The organism is Amycolatopsis sp. NBC_01480 (genome assembly GCF_036227205.1).
GTDB lineage: Bacteria > Actinomycetota > Actinomycetes > Mycobacteriales > Pseudonocardiaceae > Amycolatopsis.
On record NZ_CP109442.1, the window covers coordinates 108,297 to 123,992 of the forward strand.

General features: G+C 70.2%; 14 protein-coding genes. 7 read left to right on the forward strand and 7 right to left on the reverse strand.

The window, feature by feature from the left end:
• Nucleotides 1–82 precede the first annotated feature (82 nt).
• Nucleotides 83–1,495, forward strand: a complete 1,413-nt coding sequence (locus tag OG371_RS00565; RefSeq protein ID WP_329064374.1) for a carboxylesterase/lipase family protein — start codon at nucleotides 83–85, stop codon at nucleotides 1,493–1,495.
• 123 nt (nucleotides 1,496–1,618) lie between these two features.
• On the opposite strand, the gene OG371_RS00570 is transcribed toward OG371_RS00565, so the two are convergent.
• Nucleotides 1,619–3,769: a hypothetical protein gene (locus tag OG371_RS00570; protein WP_329064376.1), complete on the reverse strand. Its 2,151-nt coding sequence runs from the start codon at nucleotides 3,767–3,769 to the stop codon at nucleotides 1,619–1,621.
• 84 nt (nucleotides 3,770–3,853) lie between these two features.
• A complete protein-coding gene (locus tag OG371_RS00575) occupies nucleotides 3,854–5,041 on the reverse strand; it encodes an MFS transporter (protein WP_329064378.1) in 1,188 nt (395 codons plus the stop codon).
• 54 nt (nucleotides 5,042–5,095) lie between these two features.
• Here OG371_RS00575 and OG371_RS00580 point away from each other — a divergent pair, with 54 nt between their 5' ends.
• The 3 genes from OG371_RS00580 (at nucleotide 5,096) to OG371_RS00590 (ending at nucleotide 8,762) form a co-directional block, all read left to right on the forward strand.
• Nucleotides 5,096–5,866, forward strand: a complete 771-nt coding sequence (locus OG371_RS00580; protein WP_329064380.1) for an AraC family transcriptional regulator — start codon at nucleotides 5,096–5,098, stop codon at nucleotides 5,864–5,866.
• A gap of 39 nt (nucleotides 5,867–5,905) precedes the next feature.
• Nucleotides 5,906–6,709 carry a methyltransferase domain-containing protein gene (locus tag OG371_RS00585; protein WP_329064382.1) on the forward strand — a complete coding sequence of 268 codons (804 nt, stop codon included), beginning with the start codon at nucleotides 5,906–5,908 and terminating at the stop codon, nucleotides 6,707–6,709.
• 61 nt (nucleotides 6,710–6,770) lie between these two features.
• Nucleotides 6,771–8,762: an eCIS core domain-containing protein gene (locus tag OG371_RS00590; RefSeq protein WP_329064384.1), complete on the forward strand. Its 1,992-nt coding sequence runs from the start codon at nucleotides 6,771–6,773 to the stop codon at nucleotides 8,760–8,762.
• A gap of 290 nt (nucleotides 8,763–9,052) precedes the next feature.
• Here OG371_RS00590 and OG371_RS00595 read toward each other — a convergent pair whose 3' ends face one another.
• A complete protein-coding gene (locus OG371_RS00595) occupies nucleotides 9,053–10,042 on the reverse strand; it encodes an ABC transporter substrate-binding protein (RefSeq protein ID WP_329064386.1) in 990 nt (329 codons plus the stop codon).
• 109 nt (nucleotides 10,043–10,151) lie between these two features.
• Between OG371_RS00595 and OG371_RS00600 the strand changes: the two genes are divergently transcribed.
• Complete coding sequence (locus tag OG371_RS00600; protein WP_329064389.1) at nucleotides 10,152–10,721, forward strand: TetR/AcrR family transcriptional regulator; 570 nt, start codon at nucleotides 10,152–10,154, stop codon at nucleotides 10,719–10,721.
• Nucleotides 10,722–10,730: 9 nt separating this feature from the next.
• Here OG371_RS00600 and OG371_RS00605 read toward each other — a convergent pair whose 3' ends face one another.
• Entirely contained in the window at nucleotides 10,731–11,372 is a 642-nt protein-coding gene (locus tag OG371_RS00605) for a class I SAM-dependent methyltransferase (protein WP_329064391.1), read from the reverse strand.
• Between the two features lie 85 nt (nucleotides 11,373–11,457).
• On the opposite strand from OG371_RS00605, the gene OG371_RS00610 reads away from it, so the two are divergent.
• Nucleotides 11,458–12,258, forward strand: coding sequence for an NYN domain-containing protein (locus OG371_RS00610; RefSeq protein WP_329064393.1), 801 nt, complete (start codon nucleotides 11,458–11,460; stop codon nucleotides 12,256–12,258).
• A 59-nt stretch (nucleotides 12,259–12,317) separates the two neighbouring features.
• Here the strand turns inward: OG371_RS00610 and OG371_RS00615 are convergent, their stop codons facing one another.
• Nucleotides 12,318–12,740, reverse strand: a complete 423-nt coding sequence (locus OG371_RS00615; protein WP_329064395.1) for a Rid family hydrolase — start codon at nucleotides 12,738–12,740, stop codon at nucleotides 12,318–12,320.
• A gap of 36 nt (nucleotides 12,741–12,776) precedes the next feature.
• Nucleotides 12,777–13,445 carry an HD domain-containing protein gene (locus tag OG371_RS00620; protein WP_329064396.1) on the reverse strand — a complete coding sequence of 223 codons (669 nt, stop codon included), beginning with the start codon at nucleotides 13,443–13,445 and terminating at the stop codon, nucleotides 12,777–12,779.
• A 71-nt stretch (nucleotides 13,446–13,516) separates the two neighbouring features.
• Here OG371_RS00620 and OG371_RS00625 point away from each other — a divergent pair, with 71 nt between their 5' ends.
• Nucleotides 13,517–14,473: a GlxA family transcriptional regulator gene (locus OG371_RS00625; RefSeq protein WP_329064398.1), complete on the forward strand. Its 957-nt coding sequence runs from the start codon at nucleotides 13,517–13,519 to the stop codon at nucleotides 14,471–14,473.
• Nucleotides 14,474–14,482: 9 nt separating this feature from the next.
• Here the strand turns inward: OG371_RS00625 and OG371_RS00630 are convergent, their stop codons facing one another.
• Nucleotides 14,483–15,688, reverse strand: coding sequence for an LLM class flavin-dependent oxidoreductase (locus OG371_RS00630; protein ID WP_329064399.1), 1,206 nt, complete (start codon nucleotides 15,686–15,688; stop codon nucleotides 14,483–14,485).
• Nucleotides 15,689–15,696 lie beyond the last annotated feature (8 nt).

Consider the following 15,696-nt stretch of genomic DNA (forward strand, 5'->3'; position numbering starts at 1 on the left):
GTTCGGCGGCCGAGTTCCTGGCCCGGATCACCACCCCGGGGCTAGAACCAGGAGGTATCCGAAAACGAACGAGGTGAGCACGATGATCGCGGACACGGTCAGCGGCAAGGTCAACGGCGTCGGCCAGGGCGGGGTGGCCTCCTTCCGCGGCATCCCGTACGCCGCTTCCCCGATCGGCGAGCTGCGTTTCGCGCCGCCCGCGCCGCATCCGGGCTGGGCCGGGGTGCGCGAGGCCACACAGGCCGGACCGGCCGTCCCGCAGCCGGCTTCCCGGCTCGAACGCGTGATGGGGACCCGCGTGCCGGACTGGGACGAGGACGGCTGCCTGACCGTGAACGTGCACGCCCCGCGGCACGCGTTCGACGGCGACGCGCCCCGGCCGGTCCTGCTTTGGTGGCACGGCGGCGGTTTCAGCAGCGGCTCCGGTGGCTGGGACTGGTACGACGGCGCCCGGCTCGCCGAGCTGGGCGACATCGTGGTGGTGACGGCGAACTACCGGCTCGGCCCGCTCGGCTACCTCTACCTGCCGGAGCTCGGCGCCGCCAACCTCGGCGCGCAGGACCAGGCCGCCGTGCTGCGCTGGGTGCGGGACAACATCGCGTCGTTCGGCGGGGACCCGCGGACGGTGACCGTCGGCGGGCAGTCGGCCGGCGCGTTTTCGTCCCTGTCGCTGGCGCTCGATCCGGAGACCTCGGGCCTGGTCACCCGGGTGCTGCTGGAGAGCGGCCCGTTCGGCCTGCCGCCGCGGGATCCGGCGAACGCGGCCGAGACCGCGGCGGAATTCCTGCGGCTGCTCGACGTTCCGGCCGACGCGAACGTGTTGCGCGCGCTGCCCGTGGAACAACTGCTGTCCGCGTACGGCCGGCTCTCGCGCCCGGGCCGGGTCGACCCGCCGATGTTCCCGGTGCTCGGTGGCCCCGGGGTCCCCCGCCCCTGGGCGCAGGCGCTCGCCGACGGTGCCCTGGAAGGAAAATCCCTGATGCTGGGCACGACCCGGGACGAGGTGACGGCTTTCCTGGCCTTCGACCCGGACATCCGGGACCTCACCGCCGCCCGCGCGATCGACCTCCTGACCGGCCAGCTGGGCGACCGCGCCCACGACGTCTACCGGGAGCACGCCGCACGTCTCCCCCAGGCGACGCCGGGGCAGGTCTTCACCGCGATCCAGACCGACGCGCTGTTCCGCGACGGCACCCTGAGCCTGGCCGACCACCACGCGGCCGGCGCGAACCCGACGTACGTCTACCAGTTCGACTTCCAGCCGGCCGAGGACGAGCTCGGGCTGGGCGCCACCCACTGTGCCGAATTGCCGTTCCTGTTCACCACTTTCGACGCCTACCCGGACAGTCCGATGCTGGGCCGGCCCACCGCCGCCGACCGCGAGTTGGGCCGCGCCTTCGCCACCGCCGTCGCCGAGTTCGTCAGCACCGGCTCGGTGCAGGACTGGCTGCCGTACGCACCCAAGACTCCTGCCCGCGTCCGGCATTTCGGCTGACGCCTACCGCCCCGAAGCGCCCCAATGTGGCGTTGGTTGCTCCAGCCCTGCCCCACCACCGCCCTCAACGGAGGCGCTCCGCGCCCAGCCTCGATTCCACGCGCCGAACGCCACATTGGGGCGCTATCGGCTGAGCTGCACCTGTGCCTTCTGACCGGGCCCGGGGGTGACCGCGACGGTGAACAGGTGGGTGGCCGCGTCGTAGCTCACCGGGCCGGCCGTGCCGCTGGTGACCGTCACCTTCGGGGCCGCCGGGGCGTAGCCGTGCAGCTGGACCGAACGCTCGCCGGTACCGAACTGGACGGCCGCCTGCACCTTGCCCTGATCGGACAGCCGGCTGATCCGCTTGCTGCCCGCGGAGACGAACTTCCCGGCGTCGCCAAGGAAAGCGATGCCGGACTGGCCGACCGGCGACACCACGTAGTACGAGCCGTCGCTCACCGTGCCGGTGAACCGGCCGCCCGCGGGGACCAGCTGGCCCTTACCGCTGAAGTAGTCGTACACGTACGCGGCGCCGTTCACCCCGAGTTCCGCCGGGCTGAAGCCGATCGACTGCGAGCCGCCGTTGCGGGCGTAGGCGAACACGTACGCGTCGCGCAGTCCATTGTGGTCACTGTGGGTGGCGGCGACCATCGGGGCCTGCGCGTCCTTGGCGATCGCGAGGTACGTGCTGTCCAGCGGGACGATCGGGCTGTCCGGCTTGACCAGCACGCCGTCGCCGCGGACGGTCTGGTTGAGGTTCGTGGTGCTCAGGTCGCCGATCTTGTCACCGACGCCGACCATGCCGCCTGACAGCAGCGACAGCAGCAGGTTGTCCGTCTCCTTGCTCATGAAGACGTCGCTCCACGGCTGTTCGCCGAGCGAGCCGGCCAGATGGGAGTCGAACAGGTACTCGTCCCACTTGCCGCGCTCGAACCGGTCGTTGCTGACCCGGGTGGTCTGGAGGTTCTGGTATTTGGTGCTCTGCAGGTAGTTCCACGGCAGCGGCATGCAGTACTGGAGGTCGATGCCCTTGGCCGCGGCCGAGTGCGCCATGTTGTCGACAAAGGCATTGGGGTCAGTCAGGTTGTACTGCGCCTGCGCCCCGTCCGAAAGCCAGTCCTGCTCGTAGCCGACCACGCCGGAGTCGGCGAGGTAGCGCATGGTGCCCTCCCAGAACCGCGGGTCGGTCACCACGTTGCCGGACATCGTGTACTGGCCGTGGTACGGGCTGGCCGGGTCGATCCAGCGGGCGTGCGTGATCAGCGGCAGCCCCACCTGGTCGCGGAAGGCCGCGAGGCCCTGCTGGAACAGGTCCGGGGCGGCGCGATAGGTGTACTCGCCGCCGCGCAGGTTTCCGTTGCCCTGCCAGGTGTTCGACGAGCCCTTGGGATACCACCAGCTGTCGAGCTGCAGGTACCCGAGCGGGATGCCGTGATCGGCGAAGTCCTTGGCCGCGGCCAGCAGGGTGCCGGTGTAGCCGAGGCTCTCGTCGTACTTGTAGTAGTACTCGGCCCCGTTGTCGGTCCAGTAGCCCAGCTTGTCCAGCGTGTCGTTCGCGTCGTTCGGGACGCGGTGCTTGCCGCCCAGCGCCATCAGGGCCGAGCCCCAGGTGCCGTACGTGCTGCCGATCCCCTTGCCCAGCGCCAGCATCGACTGGTGGGTGAACCCGGCCGGCAAGGTCGTCACGCTCGCCGCGATGCCCTCGGACAGCGTGTTGCCCGCGCCCACGGCCAGCTTCGCCACCGGGAAGTTGTCGGCCGCGGAGAACAGGAAACCGTTCGCCTGATCGTCGAACGAGAGCAGCGGGCTGTCCGGCGCGGGCGTGCCGCCGAACTTGTAGGTGGAGAACGCCCGGTCCTGGAAGGACTCCTGGTGCGGCAGCACCGGCGCCTTCAGGCTCGGGAACGGCACGCCGGACGCCGGCACGTTCGGCGAGGCGGCCCCGGTGGTCGAGCCGAACAGCACCGCGGGGGTGTTCTGGTACACCCGGATGCTCGCCGTCCGGCTCACCGTGTCGGTGTATCCGAAGTCGATTTCCCGGTAGGAACCGATCGAATCCTGTCCGGTTCTTGTCCGGTTATCGGTGACTTTCGCGCCGACGGAACCGGTGAAAGTCCACGCCGCCGGTTGTTGCGCCCGCACCTCGTAGGTGCCGTCCTGATGCACGGCCGCGGTGATTCCGGCGGCCGTCACCGAGGTGGAAGAGGGTTGTGCGCCAACGGCTCCGGCGTTCACCGTGGATCCGGCGGCGAAGACGACCACGATCACTGCCACGCGAAACTTGTGCGCCATAACGCACGAGTATCCGCACGGCAACGCGTCGCTACAATCCGTCTTCCGCATGGTTTTTACGTTCATGTATGTGAACATTAATTGTCATAACCGGACATTTTCGGGTCGCGGGAGTTTCGGGTCGGCCAATCCGCGTGAGACCAGGAACGAGACGACCGGCATCGCCACGAGCGACAGCAGCGCCCACTGCAGCGTGGTCGCGTTGGCGATCGCGCCGATCGCGGGCGCGGCCAGTCCGCCGACGCTGACCGCGAGTCCGAGGGTGACCCCGCTGGCGGTGCCGATCCGGTGCGGCAGGTAGTCCTGGCCGAGCGTGACGTGCAGGGAGAACGGCACGTACAGCGCCAGCGCGGCGATCGCCACCGCCGGGAACACCGCGTACCCCGGGGCGAACGCGATCGCGGCGACCGCGGGCACCGACACTGCGTACGAGACGCGCAGGGTGCGCGTCCGGCCCCAGCGGCCGGCCAGCACCCCGCCGAGCAGGGTGCCGAGCGCGCCGACCCCGAACAGCACGACCAGCGCGGCCTCGCCGGCGGTCGAGCTGCCGCCGACCCGTTGCGCCACCCAGAGGGCGAGGAAAGTGTTCAGCCCGAACGTCACGATCGAACGCGCGACAACCACGACCGTCAGCCGGCCGAACTGGCGCCAGTCGTCACGGCCTTCGGCTTTCGCCTGCTGATGGTGGATGGCCGACTGCGGGCCGCGCAGCCGCCTCAGCAACACGGCCGTGCCGAGGCCGCCGACGACGGCCGGGATCAGCAGGAACGGGCTCGCGGTGAGGCCGCCGGCCTGCAGCACGGGGGTGACCAGGATCGGGCCGAGCGCGAAGCCGACGTTGCCGCCGAGGGAGAACCAGCTCATCCCGACGTGCCCCTTGCTCGCGATCCGGCGGGCGATGCGCGCCGATTCGGGGTGGTAGGCGGCGACCCCGAGGCCGGACAGGGCGATCGCGAGCCAGGTGAACGCGTAGGAGTCCCCCAGTCCGGACAGGCCGATGCCGGCCCCGGCGACGGTCATGCCGGCCGGGACGAGCCACGGCATCGGGCGTTTGTCGGTCAGCACGCCGAACAGCGGCTGCACCACCGAGGACAGCAGGGTCGCGGCGAGCGTGATCCCAGCCGCGGCGAGATAGCCGTAATGCCGCTCGGCGACCAGGAACGGGACGATGGCCGGAACGGAGCCCTGGTACAGATCGTCGATCGCGTGGCCGGCGACCAGGGTGATCATCGGCCACCGGGAGGTCCGGGTGGCCGCGCGGATTGTCGTCATGGCCTCATCGTCGAGCCGGACGGTGCCTTCGCGATTCCAGTATTATGCCGAGTTGTGTCGAATTCCCGCCATCTCCCGGAGGCGCCCACCGACATCCGGGACCTGGCCGCCACCGCGAGCGTCACCGCGCACTGGCACGACGGGCACCAGGTCGTGTACGCCAGCAGCGGGGTGCTGGCCGTGCACACGGCGGACTCGCGGTGGATCACGCCGGCCCATCGCGCGCTGTGGATCCCGGCGGGCACCGTGCACTCGCACCGCGCGTACGGTGTGACCCGCTTGCACCTGTTCGGGATCCCGAAGGCGGCCAGCCCGCTGAAGCTGGCCGAGCCGACCGCGCTCACCGTCACGCCGTTGTTGCGGGAGCTGCTGATCGCCTACACCACGCTCGGCGACGAGCGCGAAACTCCCGCCGGACGGCGAATGCGCGGCGTGCTGTTCGACCAGCTTTCGACGGCCCCGGAACGGCCGGTGCGGGTGCCGGCCGCGCAGGACCCGCGGCTGGCCGAGGTCTGCCGGCTGCTGGAGGAGGACCCGTCGGATTCGCGCGGCCTCGACGCGCTGGGCCGCGAGGTCGGCGCGAGCGGGCGGACGCTGACCCGGCTCTTCCGGCACGACACCGGAATGACGTTTCCCCAGTGGCGCACGCAATTGCGGCTGTATCACGCGCTGCGGCTGCTCGCCGAGGGCCGGTCCGTGACGTCGGTGGCCCAGCAGTGCGGATTCGCGACGACCAGCGCGTTCATCGACGTCTTCCGGCGTTCGCTCGGCCACACGCCCGGCTCGTATCTCCACAATGGACTGTTCTCTCATATTTCGGGATGACCATTGCACAATGCGGGACGGTCGTCAAGGGTGGGAGGCATGAGCACTGCCGCCCATTCCTACGGCCAGGGCCACGCCGAGAGCGTGGTGCGCTCCCAGCAATGGCGCACCGTCGACAATTCCGCCGCGTATCTGCGCGCGGAACTCCGCCCGGGCCTGCGGGTGCTGGACGTCGGCTGCGGCCCCGGCACCATCACCGCCGACCTGGCGCGGCTCGTGGCGCCGAGCCAGGTGACCGGGCTCGACGTCGCCGAGGACATCCTCGACCAGGCCCGTGAGCACGCGGCCGGCGTCGGGACCATCGAGTTCCGGCTCGGCGACGTCAATGCCCTGGAGTTCCCCGACGGCAGCTTCGACGTGGTCCACGCGCACCAGGTCCTGTTGCACCTGCGCGATCCGGTCGGCGCCCTGCGCGAAATGCTGCGGGTGGCCAAGCCCGGCGGGGTGGTCGCCGTCCGCGACACCGATTACCTGGGCGCCTTCTGGTTTCCCGCCGATCCGCGCCTGGACCGCTGGCGCGCCGTCTACCGCGCGGTCTCGCACGCCAACGGCGCGGAACCCGACGCCGGCCGGCGCCTGCTTTCGTGGGCCCACGCCGCGGGCGCCACCGACGTCACCCCGAGCGCCTCCATCTGGAGCCACTCGACCCCCGCCGAGCGCGCCTGGTGGGGCGGCATGTGGGCCGAGCGGATCCTGCACTCCCGCATCGCCGAACAGGCCGTCGACGGCGGCCACGCGACTCCCGAAGACCTCCAGGAGATCTCGAGCGGCTGGCGGGACTGGGCCCGGCATCCGGACGGGTTTTTCGCGATTCCACACGGGGAAGTCCTCTGCCGCAAGTAAACCCGGGTCAGAAACGAAGACTGTGACGGCCTGGTGACGTTGTCCGAGCACTGTCTTCCGGATGAGGGAGCACCAGCCACGAGTCGCGAACGGCGCTGAACCGCGGCGGACCGCGGTCGACGACGCGCTGCACTCGCCCGGGGAGCCGTTGGCCGCCGAGGTCCGGCGGCCCATGGAGGCACGGCTCGGGCAGGACTTCAGCCGGGTGCGGGTGCACACCGACGGGAAAGCGGCAGCGGCAGCCGGGGCGGCCCGTGCGTCGGCTTACACCGTCGGGCGCGACATCGTATTCGGCGCCGGACAGTACCGGCCCGGCTCGGCAGAGGGGCAGCGACTGCTGGCCCACGAACTCACCCACGTCGCGCAACAACAAGGCGCCGTGGCGACCGGCTCACCGGTCGCCACGGAAGCCGAGCACCCGCTGGAACGGCAAGCGGCCGAAGTCGCCGCCGGTGGCCGGCTCACCGCGCCGATCAGCGCCGGGCGGCAGCGGGTGTCTCGCCAGGCCGTGGCGAGGCAGCCGGGAGCCCACGACGTTCACGCCGGACTGGGAGACGTCCAAGGGCTGCCGATGGCCGAGTTGCTGCCCGCGCTGGCGATGCTGCCGGCCGAGGTTCGCTCCGACGAGCGGGCTGGGCAGGCTGCCGGGGGACCGCGGCTGGTGCTGGCCATGCGCGTGGTCGCGGCCGGAGGAAGTGCGTGGGAACCGTTCCAGGCGCAGCACACCGGCGAACTGGGTGCGCTGCCTGCCGACCAGGTGCGCGAGATCGGCGCTTACCTGCGGGCACGTGACGTCGGAGTGCTCCGCACGACTATCGCCGCCATCGCGCCGAAGGACATCGGCCTCACTTGGCGGTCCCGGAAGCAGGATTTCGAAGCCGCCGCCAACGATCCCACCAATACCCTTGACGCCGCGCAGCTTTACCAGATCTGGCTGCATCACTGGACGGACGAGCAGGCCGCCGCCTATGCCGCGTTCGAGCCACTCAAGTCCGCGGAGGGAAAAGCCGACAGCGTCGGGTATGCCGACAAGCTCCAGATGTTCCAGGCCGGCCGCCGCGGTGTTTTCTCGCCCGAATACGAGGCGGCCGCGGACCGGGTCACGGCGGCGAACTACTACACCTCCGATCTCGCGGACGTGCTCGGCTGGCTCGAGGCCCAGCTGGACATCACGAACAAGCACGCCACGCCCGAAACGCGCAAGCACGTCACGCTGGAACAGGTCAGGCTGCAGACCGTCGAGCTGATCAAGAGGCGCGAAAATCAGATGGCGGTCCTGGGACTCGCGCTCGGAGTCGCCGGCGCGCTGGAAGCGCGCGCGATGACACCCCGGCCCGGCGCAGGCCAGGCACCCGCCGCCCGCGAGACACCCGGTGAACACCAGACGCCCGGCAAGAAGGCGCCACAGGCCGAGAGCAAGGCCCCGGGCAGTTCCGAGCCTGTTCCGGCGCCGCGGTTGCGTGACACCGACACCAAGGACTACGCGCTGCCGCGACCCGATGAGACACCCGCGATGTACGCGCAGCGGACCAGGCGGGACTGGGACGCGCAAACGGAGATCATGCAGCGGGCCATTGTCCGCGAGGCCCCGGAAGACATGGAAGCGGCCCGGTTGCATCACGCACTGCGGAATCCGGACGGCCTCTTCACCCATTACCTCACAGAAGGCGGATTCGAGCAGATCATGCTCGGTCAGGAACTTCGGTCCGGGGCAGGTCAGCTCCTGCACGGCCACGGTAAGGGTATCCGCGCCGTGGGTGGCCCGTTCGCTCCCGGGCGCCCCCGAGTGGCCAAGGCCATCCACCTCGACTTCACCGTCCCCGATCCGCCCGTGCCCGGGAATGTCGAGCGGTTCGGCCAAATGGGCACCGGAGTCATGTGGCACCTCCCCGAGGGAGAAATGCTCCCGATCGAAATTCAGCGCGTCGGGTATCCGAACGGCGCTTTCGCCGAACGCGGTGGCAGCCGCGGATGGGTGCTCAAGATCCCGGACGCGGCGCCACGCGAAGTCACCCTGCAAGAGCTGGTCCGCTTGGGCGAGTCCCCGCGCTGAGGGCCGTCCGAAGGTACTGGTCGTGGCGATCTGAGCGTCACGGCGAAATCAGGGAATCGAGGAACGGCTCCTCGACCCGTAGCCCGTGAGGACAAACCCTGTTCCCAGTGGTACCGGAGAAACGTATGGATCGTCGTGCGGTTGGCTCTGATGCCGTATGCCCAGGGAACAGGCGGCGGCTGCGCCAGCGGGAGGTAGCCGATCGGCGTGGTCGGCCGGTCCAGGCCACCGGCGTTCACGAACACCGCCGAGATCCGGAACGCCCGGGCCGGCAAGACCGGCAGCGCGATTCAAGACCCGAGCAGCTCGGGCACGAAGATGTCCTCACTGGTCAGCAACCGCTGCGACAAGCCCTGTTCATGGTGGTACCGCAGGAAAGTGTCCACCGCGTGCCGGTTCTTCCCGACGCCGTACGGCCACCAGTCCTCCGACATCAGCCGGCGGTTCTCCGCGAACAGGGAGCTGAACCAGGGGGTGATCACGTTCATGTGCTGCTTGGCCGCGCGGTCCAGGTAGAGCTGCTGCGTCTGGTCCTTCGCGGTCAGGAACGCGTCGTACACCGCACTCGCGACGTCGGGGTGCTCGGCGTGGAAGTCCTTGCGGATCGCCACCACGTGCATCATCGGGAAGTTGCCGGTGCGCGCGAAGTACTCACGTTCGACCGATTCGTAGTCCGGGAACAGGCGGCGGATCCGGCCGGTACCCGCCAGCACGGACTGTGGGACGTCCACCGACAGGAGCGCGTCGATCTCGCCCGACTCCAGCATTGCCGCCAGCGTCTCCCCTTCGCCGGCGTGACGCACGCGCACGCCCTCGGGGACCGGCTGCGGCACCCAGCCGAACGACGGGATCGGGTGGTCCGTGCCGCCGATGACCCAGCTCAGCTGATCCGGTGTCACCCCGTGTTCCTCGGCCAGGATGCCCTTCATCCAGACGCCGGGATCGCTGCCCCACAAGGCGAATTCGCCGATCGTCTTGCCGGCCAGGTCCGCGGGCCGCTTGATTCCGTTGTCCGCGTTGACGAACAGCGCGGAGTGGCGGAAGTTGCGGTTGGGGAAGATCGGCAACGCCAGGAACGGCGACTCGCCGGTGTCCCACATCCGCAGGAAGTAGGTCAGGCCCAGCTCGGCGACGTCGTAGCGTCCCTCGATCATCCCGCGGAAGACGTCCGAGACCAGTGGCTCGGTCGTCGGCTCGAGGTCTGCGCCCTTGATCGGCACAGTTCCGTCGAAGACCGCGGCCGTGTGCTCGTAGCGGTAGCCGCCGAGCCGCAGGATCATGGCCCCTCCCTCAGATAAGTGAACGACCTTTCATCTAGAGTAGGAAAGGCCGGCGACGGCGTCAAGGCGAATGCCCGTTCATTTTTCACGGACGACAGGGAGGGACGGCATGCCCCGCATCACCAGCGAGCACTGGTCCGCGAACCGCGACCAGATCCTCGCGGCCGCCCGCCGCTGCTTCGCCCGCCAGGGCTTCCACGGCACGTCGATGCCGGACATCGCGGCCGAGGCGGGCCTGTCCACCGGCGCCCCGTACCGCTACTTCAGCGGCAAGCAGGAGCTGATCCTCGAGGTCGCCCGGCTCGCGTTCGCGGCCGTGTTCGACCCGGTCCTGCGGCGCATCGAGGAGGCGGGCACCGTCACGATCGACGAGCTGGTGACCATAACCGTCCGGGCCCGGCCGGCGACCTCCGAGGCCGAGGACGAGTTGCTGCGGTGCGGCATCGTGGCCTGGAGCGAGGTGCTCCAGAACCCGGACCTGCGCGAGCACGCGATCAGCGGCTTCACCCGCGTCACCGGCGAAATCGCCCAGGCCCTCCGCGGCACCGCACCGAAACGCGACGCCGACGCTCGCATGATCGTCGCGCTCCTGCACGGCTTCATGATCCAGCGGGTCGCGCTCGGCCGGCCCGATCTCAAAGCCCTCCCCCACGCGGCGATCACCGGTGAAACGACCTGAAACAGCCGGTCAGACCGCTTTGCGCGCGAGCAGGTAGACGTCCTGGAACTGCCGCCGGTCGGCCGGCTCGGGCTCGCGAATCATCCGGGCAACCTCGCCCAGCCCGGACTCGCGCAGCAGCGCGGCGAAGTGATCGGGCGACCATCGGTAGGCCGGGGCGACCGAGTGGTCGAAAACCTGCGTCAGGTGGGACGGGTCCTCGGTGGCCGAGAAGCCGATCAGCAGGTGTCCGCCCGGCGCCAGCACCCGGTGGAACTCCGCCAGGATCGCGGGGACTTCCGGCGGCGGGGTGTGGATGACGGACCACCGTGAGAGCACGCCGCCCAGCGCACCGTCGGCGATGTCCAGCGCGGTCATCAAGCCGACCTCGAACCGCAGCTTCGGATAGGCCTGCCGGGCCAGCTCGATCATCGCTGGGGAAGCGTCGACGCCGGACACCGCCAGGCCCAGCCGGTCCAGATGAGCGGTGACGTCGCCGGGCCCGCAGCCCAGGTCCGCGACCTTGCCGTCGCCGACGACTTCGGCGAAGACGCCCAGCATCGCACGGTCGAGGGGCCGGTCGCGCAGCTGGTCGCGGAACAGCTGCGCGTACGTGGCGGCAGCGGCGTCGTACCCTTCGCGGGTGGTCGTGAGGGCGTCGTGTTCGGCCATGCCCGCGAGCGTAGTTGCCGGCCCGCGTGCCAGGCTGGTCCCCACGGGAGCAGTCGGCATCGGATGAGGAACGGGGACCCCCAGCATGGTCACGGCCAGCGAGAACACCGCGAAGCTCGCGGTGCTGATCGACGCGGACAACGCCCAGCCCTCGATCACCGAGGCCCTGCTCGCCGAGGTCGCGAAGTACGGCACCGCGCACGTCAAGCGCGCTTACGGCGACTGGACCGGCACCAACCTGCGGGGCTGGAAGGACCAGCTGCTGGCCCAGTCGATCCAGCCCATCCAGCAGTTCGCGTACACCACCGGCAAGAACGCCACCGACACCGCGATGGTCATCGACGCGATGGACCTGCTGTACTCCAACCGTTTCGACGGGTTCTGCATCGTCTCCAGCGACTCCGACTTCACCCGGCTGGCGGCGCGGCTGCGCGAATCCGGCCTCACCGTGTACGGCTTTGGCGAGCGCAAGACCCCCAAGCCCTTCGTCGCCGCCTGCGACAAGTTCATCTACATCGAGAACCTCACCTACACCGAGAGCGCCGCGACCCCGGCCGCCGCCGCGACCGCGCCGAAACCGGCCACCCCGGCCACCCAGCTCAAGGGTGACGCGACCCTGGTCACCCTGCTGCGCAACGCCGTCGAGGCCGCCTCCGACGACGACGGCTGGGCCGCGCTCTCGGCCGTGGGCAGCATCATCACCAAGCAGCGCCCCGAGTTCGACTCCCGCACCTACGGCTACGCCAAGCTCAGCGACCTGATCACCGCCACCACGCTGTTCGAAGTGGACCGCCGCAGCCCCGGCGAGGGAAAGCCGTCGACGATCTACGTCCGGGACCGGCGCCGCCGGCCGGACCGGGACGCCAAAGGCAGCGCCGCGGGTTAGGTCCTTTGTGGACAGAGACCTCGCTCCCGGGCCCGAAAACGAGCCCAGGAGCGGGGATTTCAGCGAGCGTCCTCCGGATACGCGGCCGTCGCGCGGATCTCGACCAGGAGGCCCGGGCTGGCGAGGCCGCTGACGCCGATCAGCGACCAGGTCGGGTACGGCGGGGTGATCAGGCGCTGCTTGGCCGCGCTGAAGCCGGGCAGGTGCCGGTGGATGTCGACGTGGTAGCTGGTCACGTCGACCAGGGCGGACAGGTCGAGGCCTTCCAGGCGCAGGATCTCCTCGATGCGCGCGATGGCGATTTCGGTCTGCTCTTCGATGGTCTCGGGGATGATGCCGTCGGCGCGGCGGCCGATCGTGCCGGCGATGAAGAGCAGGCCGTGCGCGCGGACCGCGGCGGAGTAGCCGAAGCGCTCGAAGGCGTTCCTGGCCTCTCCGAAGACTTCGGAGCCTTCGGGGATCTCGACGGTGTGGAGAGCCATGGTGATACTTGCCTTTCCTTGATAGCTGTTACGAAATCAGTTGCCCCAGCGCGATGAGTGGCACGAATTCTCCATCCGGGTCCGGCCGAAGGTCTGCCGCTCGTGGAGGAACTCGCCGGGGATCGAGTAGCGGGGCGCGTTGCGCGGGTTTTTCGCGGCCTGCGCGACGATCGCGTCGGTGAGCGAGCCGATCATGTCCAGCCGCGGGTAGCCGGCGTGGATGGTGTCGGCCATTTCGTCGGTGACCGCGTCGAGGTGGCCGCTGCCCACGGCGCCGCCGAAGTCGAGGCCGACGCCCTCGCGGACGAGCACGCACAGGAGCCCACGGCGTTCGGCGATGCCCGGGGAGGTGTGCAGCGCGATCGCCTGCCAGACCAGGTCGGCGCCGGCGGCGGGAATTCCTTGCTGGACCAGGAATTCGGCCGCGCGGTCGGCGCCCTCGACCTCGAACCGCTGACGGTGCGGGCCGTCCGCCGCGACCCCCAGGTCGTGCATGACACACGCGGCGAAGAGCAGGTCGTCGTCGTAGTCGTCCGGGCCGAGGCGGCCGGCCACCAACCGGGCGAACAGGTAACTGCGGATGCTGTGGCTGAACACCGACGGCGATTCCAGCGGCCGCACGAGGTCCACCACCGCCTTCGCCAGCGGCGTGCCCGGCAGCGTGATCAGGTCGGCGTTCGCCCCGTGGGCGGTGGTTCCGGTCATGCCTTCAGCGTGCTCCGCAGCGCCCTGACCTGGCGAGTGGCAAAGTTGCCCCGGTTCGATAGGATAGTGCCATGACTGTGCATCGAGTCGCGGTGCTGGCGCTGGACGGGGTCACCCCGCTGGATCTCGCGATCCCGGCGCAGATCTTCACCGCCCGCCCGGAAACCCCGTACGAGATGGCGCTTTGCGCCCTCGAGCCGACGGTGACCACCACCGCGGGCTTCACCTTGACCGCCGAAGCCGGCCTCGACCGGGTGCGGGCCGCCGACACCGTGATCATCCCGGGATTCGAGCCGATCACCCGCCTGCCGGAGCCCGCGCTGAGCGCGCTCGCCGATGCCCGCGACCGGGGCCGGCGGGTGGTGTCGATCTGCACCGGCGCGTTCGCACTGGCCGCGGCGGGGGTGCTGGACAGCCTGCACGCCACCACCCACTGGCAGCACATCGACGAGCTCGAACGGGACTATCCGGGCGTCACCGTCGACCGCGATGTGCTCTACGTCGACCAAGGCGACGTGCTCACCTCGGCCGGAGTGTGTTGCGGCATCGACCTTTGCCTGCACATCGTGCGCCGCGACCTGGGCGCGATGACGGCCAACCGGATCGCCCGCGGCATCGTCGCGGCGCCCCACCGCGACGGCGGGCAGGCCCAGTACGTACCGGCCCCGGTCGCCGTCGCGGGTGAGGCCTCCCTGTCCGGCACCCGGGCCTGGGCCTTGGCCCGCCTCGACGAACCGCTCGCCCTGCGGGTGCTCGCCCGCCACGCGGGCGTCTCGCAGCGCACCTTCATCCGCCGCTTCACCGAAGAGACCGGCACGACCCCGTTGCAGTGGCTGCTCAACGCCCGCCTCAGCCAGGCCCGCGAACTGCTCGAAACCACCGATCACCCGATCGACCGGATCGCCCGCGACTGCGGCCTGGGCACGGCCACCAACCTGCGCCTGCACTTCCGCCGCGCGCTCGACACCACGCCCACCGCGTACCGCCGCGCTTTCCGGCAGACGGTGCCGGAAAGCGCGGCAGTCTGAGCGCCGCCGTCACGAGATAGCTTGTGCGGCAACGATTTCCGGCCCGCGATCGAGGTCGGGGATGAGTTCGCCGATCAGCTGGATGCTGCGGGTGACCTTGTCGTGGGCGAGGCCGCCGATCTGCTGCAGGCACATCATCCGGTCGATGCCGAGGCCGGCGTAGGCCCGCAGCTTCCGGAGGCAGGTCTCCGGGCTGCCGACGATCAGCGAGTCCTGCGCGCTGAGCACGGTGAAGATCTCGTCGTCCGGCACTTTTTCGCCCTGCAGGACGCGGCCGATCAGCAGGGCGGCCTCGCTCGGCGGGTCGGCGGCCTCGCCGCGCAGGAAGCCGCCGGTGAGGCCGCCGCCGTCGGGCGCTTCCGCCAGTTGCTGCTGGACCTGGGCCGTGCGGACGAACTCCTTGGCCGCCTCGAAGAAGTTCAGCGCCGTGACGGTGTACCAGGCGGCGGCCGCGGCGGCGCCGTTGCGCATCGCTTCCTCGTCGGTGTCCGCGCAGTGCACGAAGGTGAAGAAGCCGACCTGGTTGTTGACGAACGCGCCCACCGGTTCGGTGCACGACGCGGCCGCCTCGCGGTAGAGCGAGATCATCCGGCCCGCGCGTTCGAGCGACTCCCACATGGTCGTGCCCAGCACGCCGACGCCGCGTTTTCCCGCGTCCTCGAACGACTTCGGGCTCGCCGCCGCCTGCCACAGCGGCGGGTGCGGCCGTTGCAGCGGCTTGGGCGAGATCGGCACGTCGTCGATCTGGTACGCGTCGCTGTGGTAGGAGAACCGGTCCGTGGTCCACATCTTCGGCACCATCTCGAACGCCTGCTGGGTCTGGGCCCGGGCGTCGTCGGCCTCGATGCCGAACAGGCGCCACTCCGGGATCGTCGAACGGGTCAGCCCCAGCTCGACCCGGCCCCCGCTGAGGTGGTCGAGTGTCGCCGCGCGCTCGGCGACGCGGATCGGGTGGTTGAACCGGCCCGGCGCGAGCACGGCGGCGTGGCCGAGCCGGATCCGGCTGGTGCGCTGGGAAAGCGCGGCGAGCATCAGCTCCGGCGCCGAGGACAGGCTGAACTCGCCGGCGCCGTGGTGCTCGACCTGCCACCAGCAGCCGTAGCCCAGCCCGTCCGCGAGCACGGCCTGCTCGATCGCCTGCGCGAACCGCAGCTGCTCATGGCCCGCCGGCCAGGGCCGGGGATTCTGGATCTCGTTGAACAGGTCGATCTGCATCGGGTCCT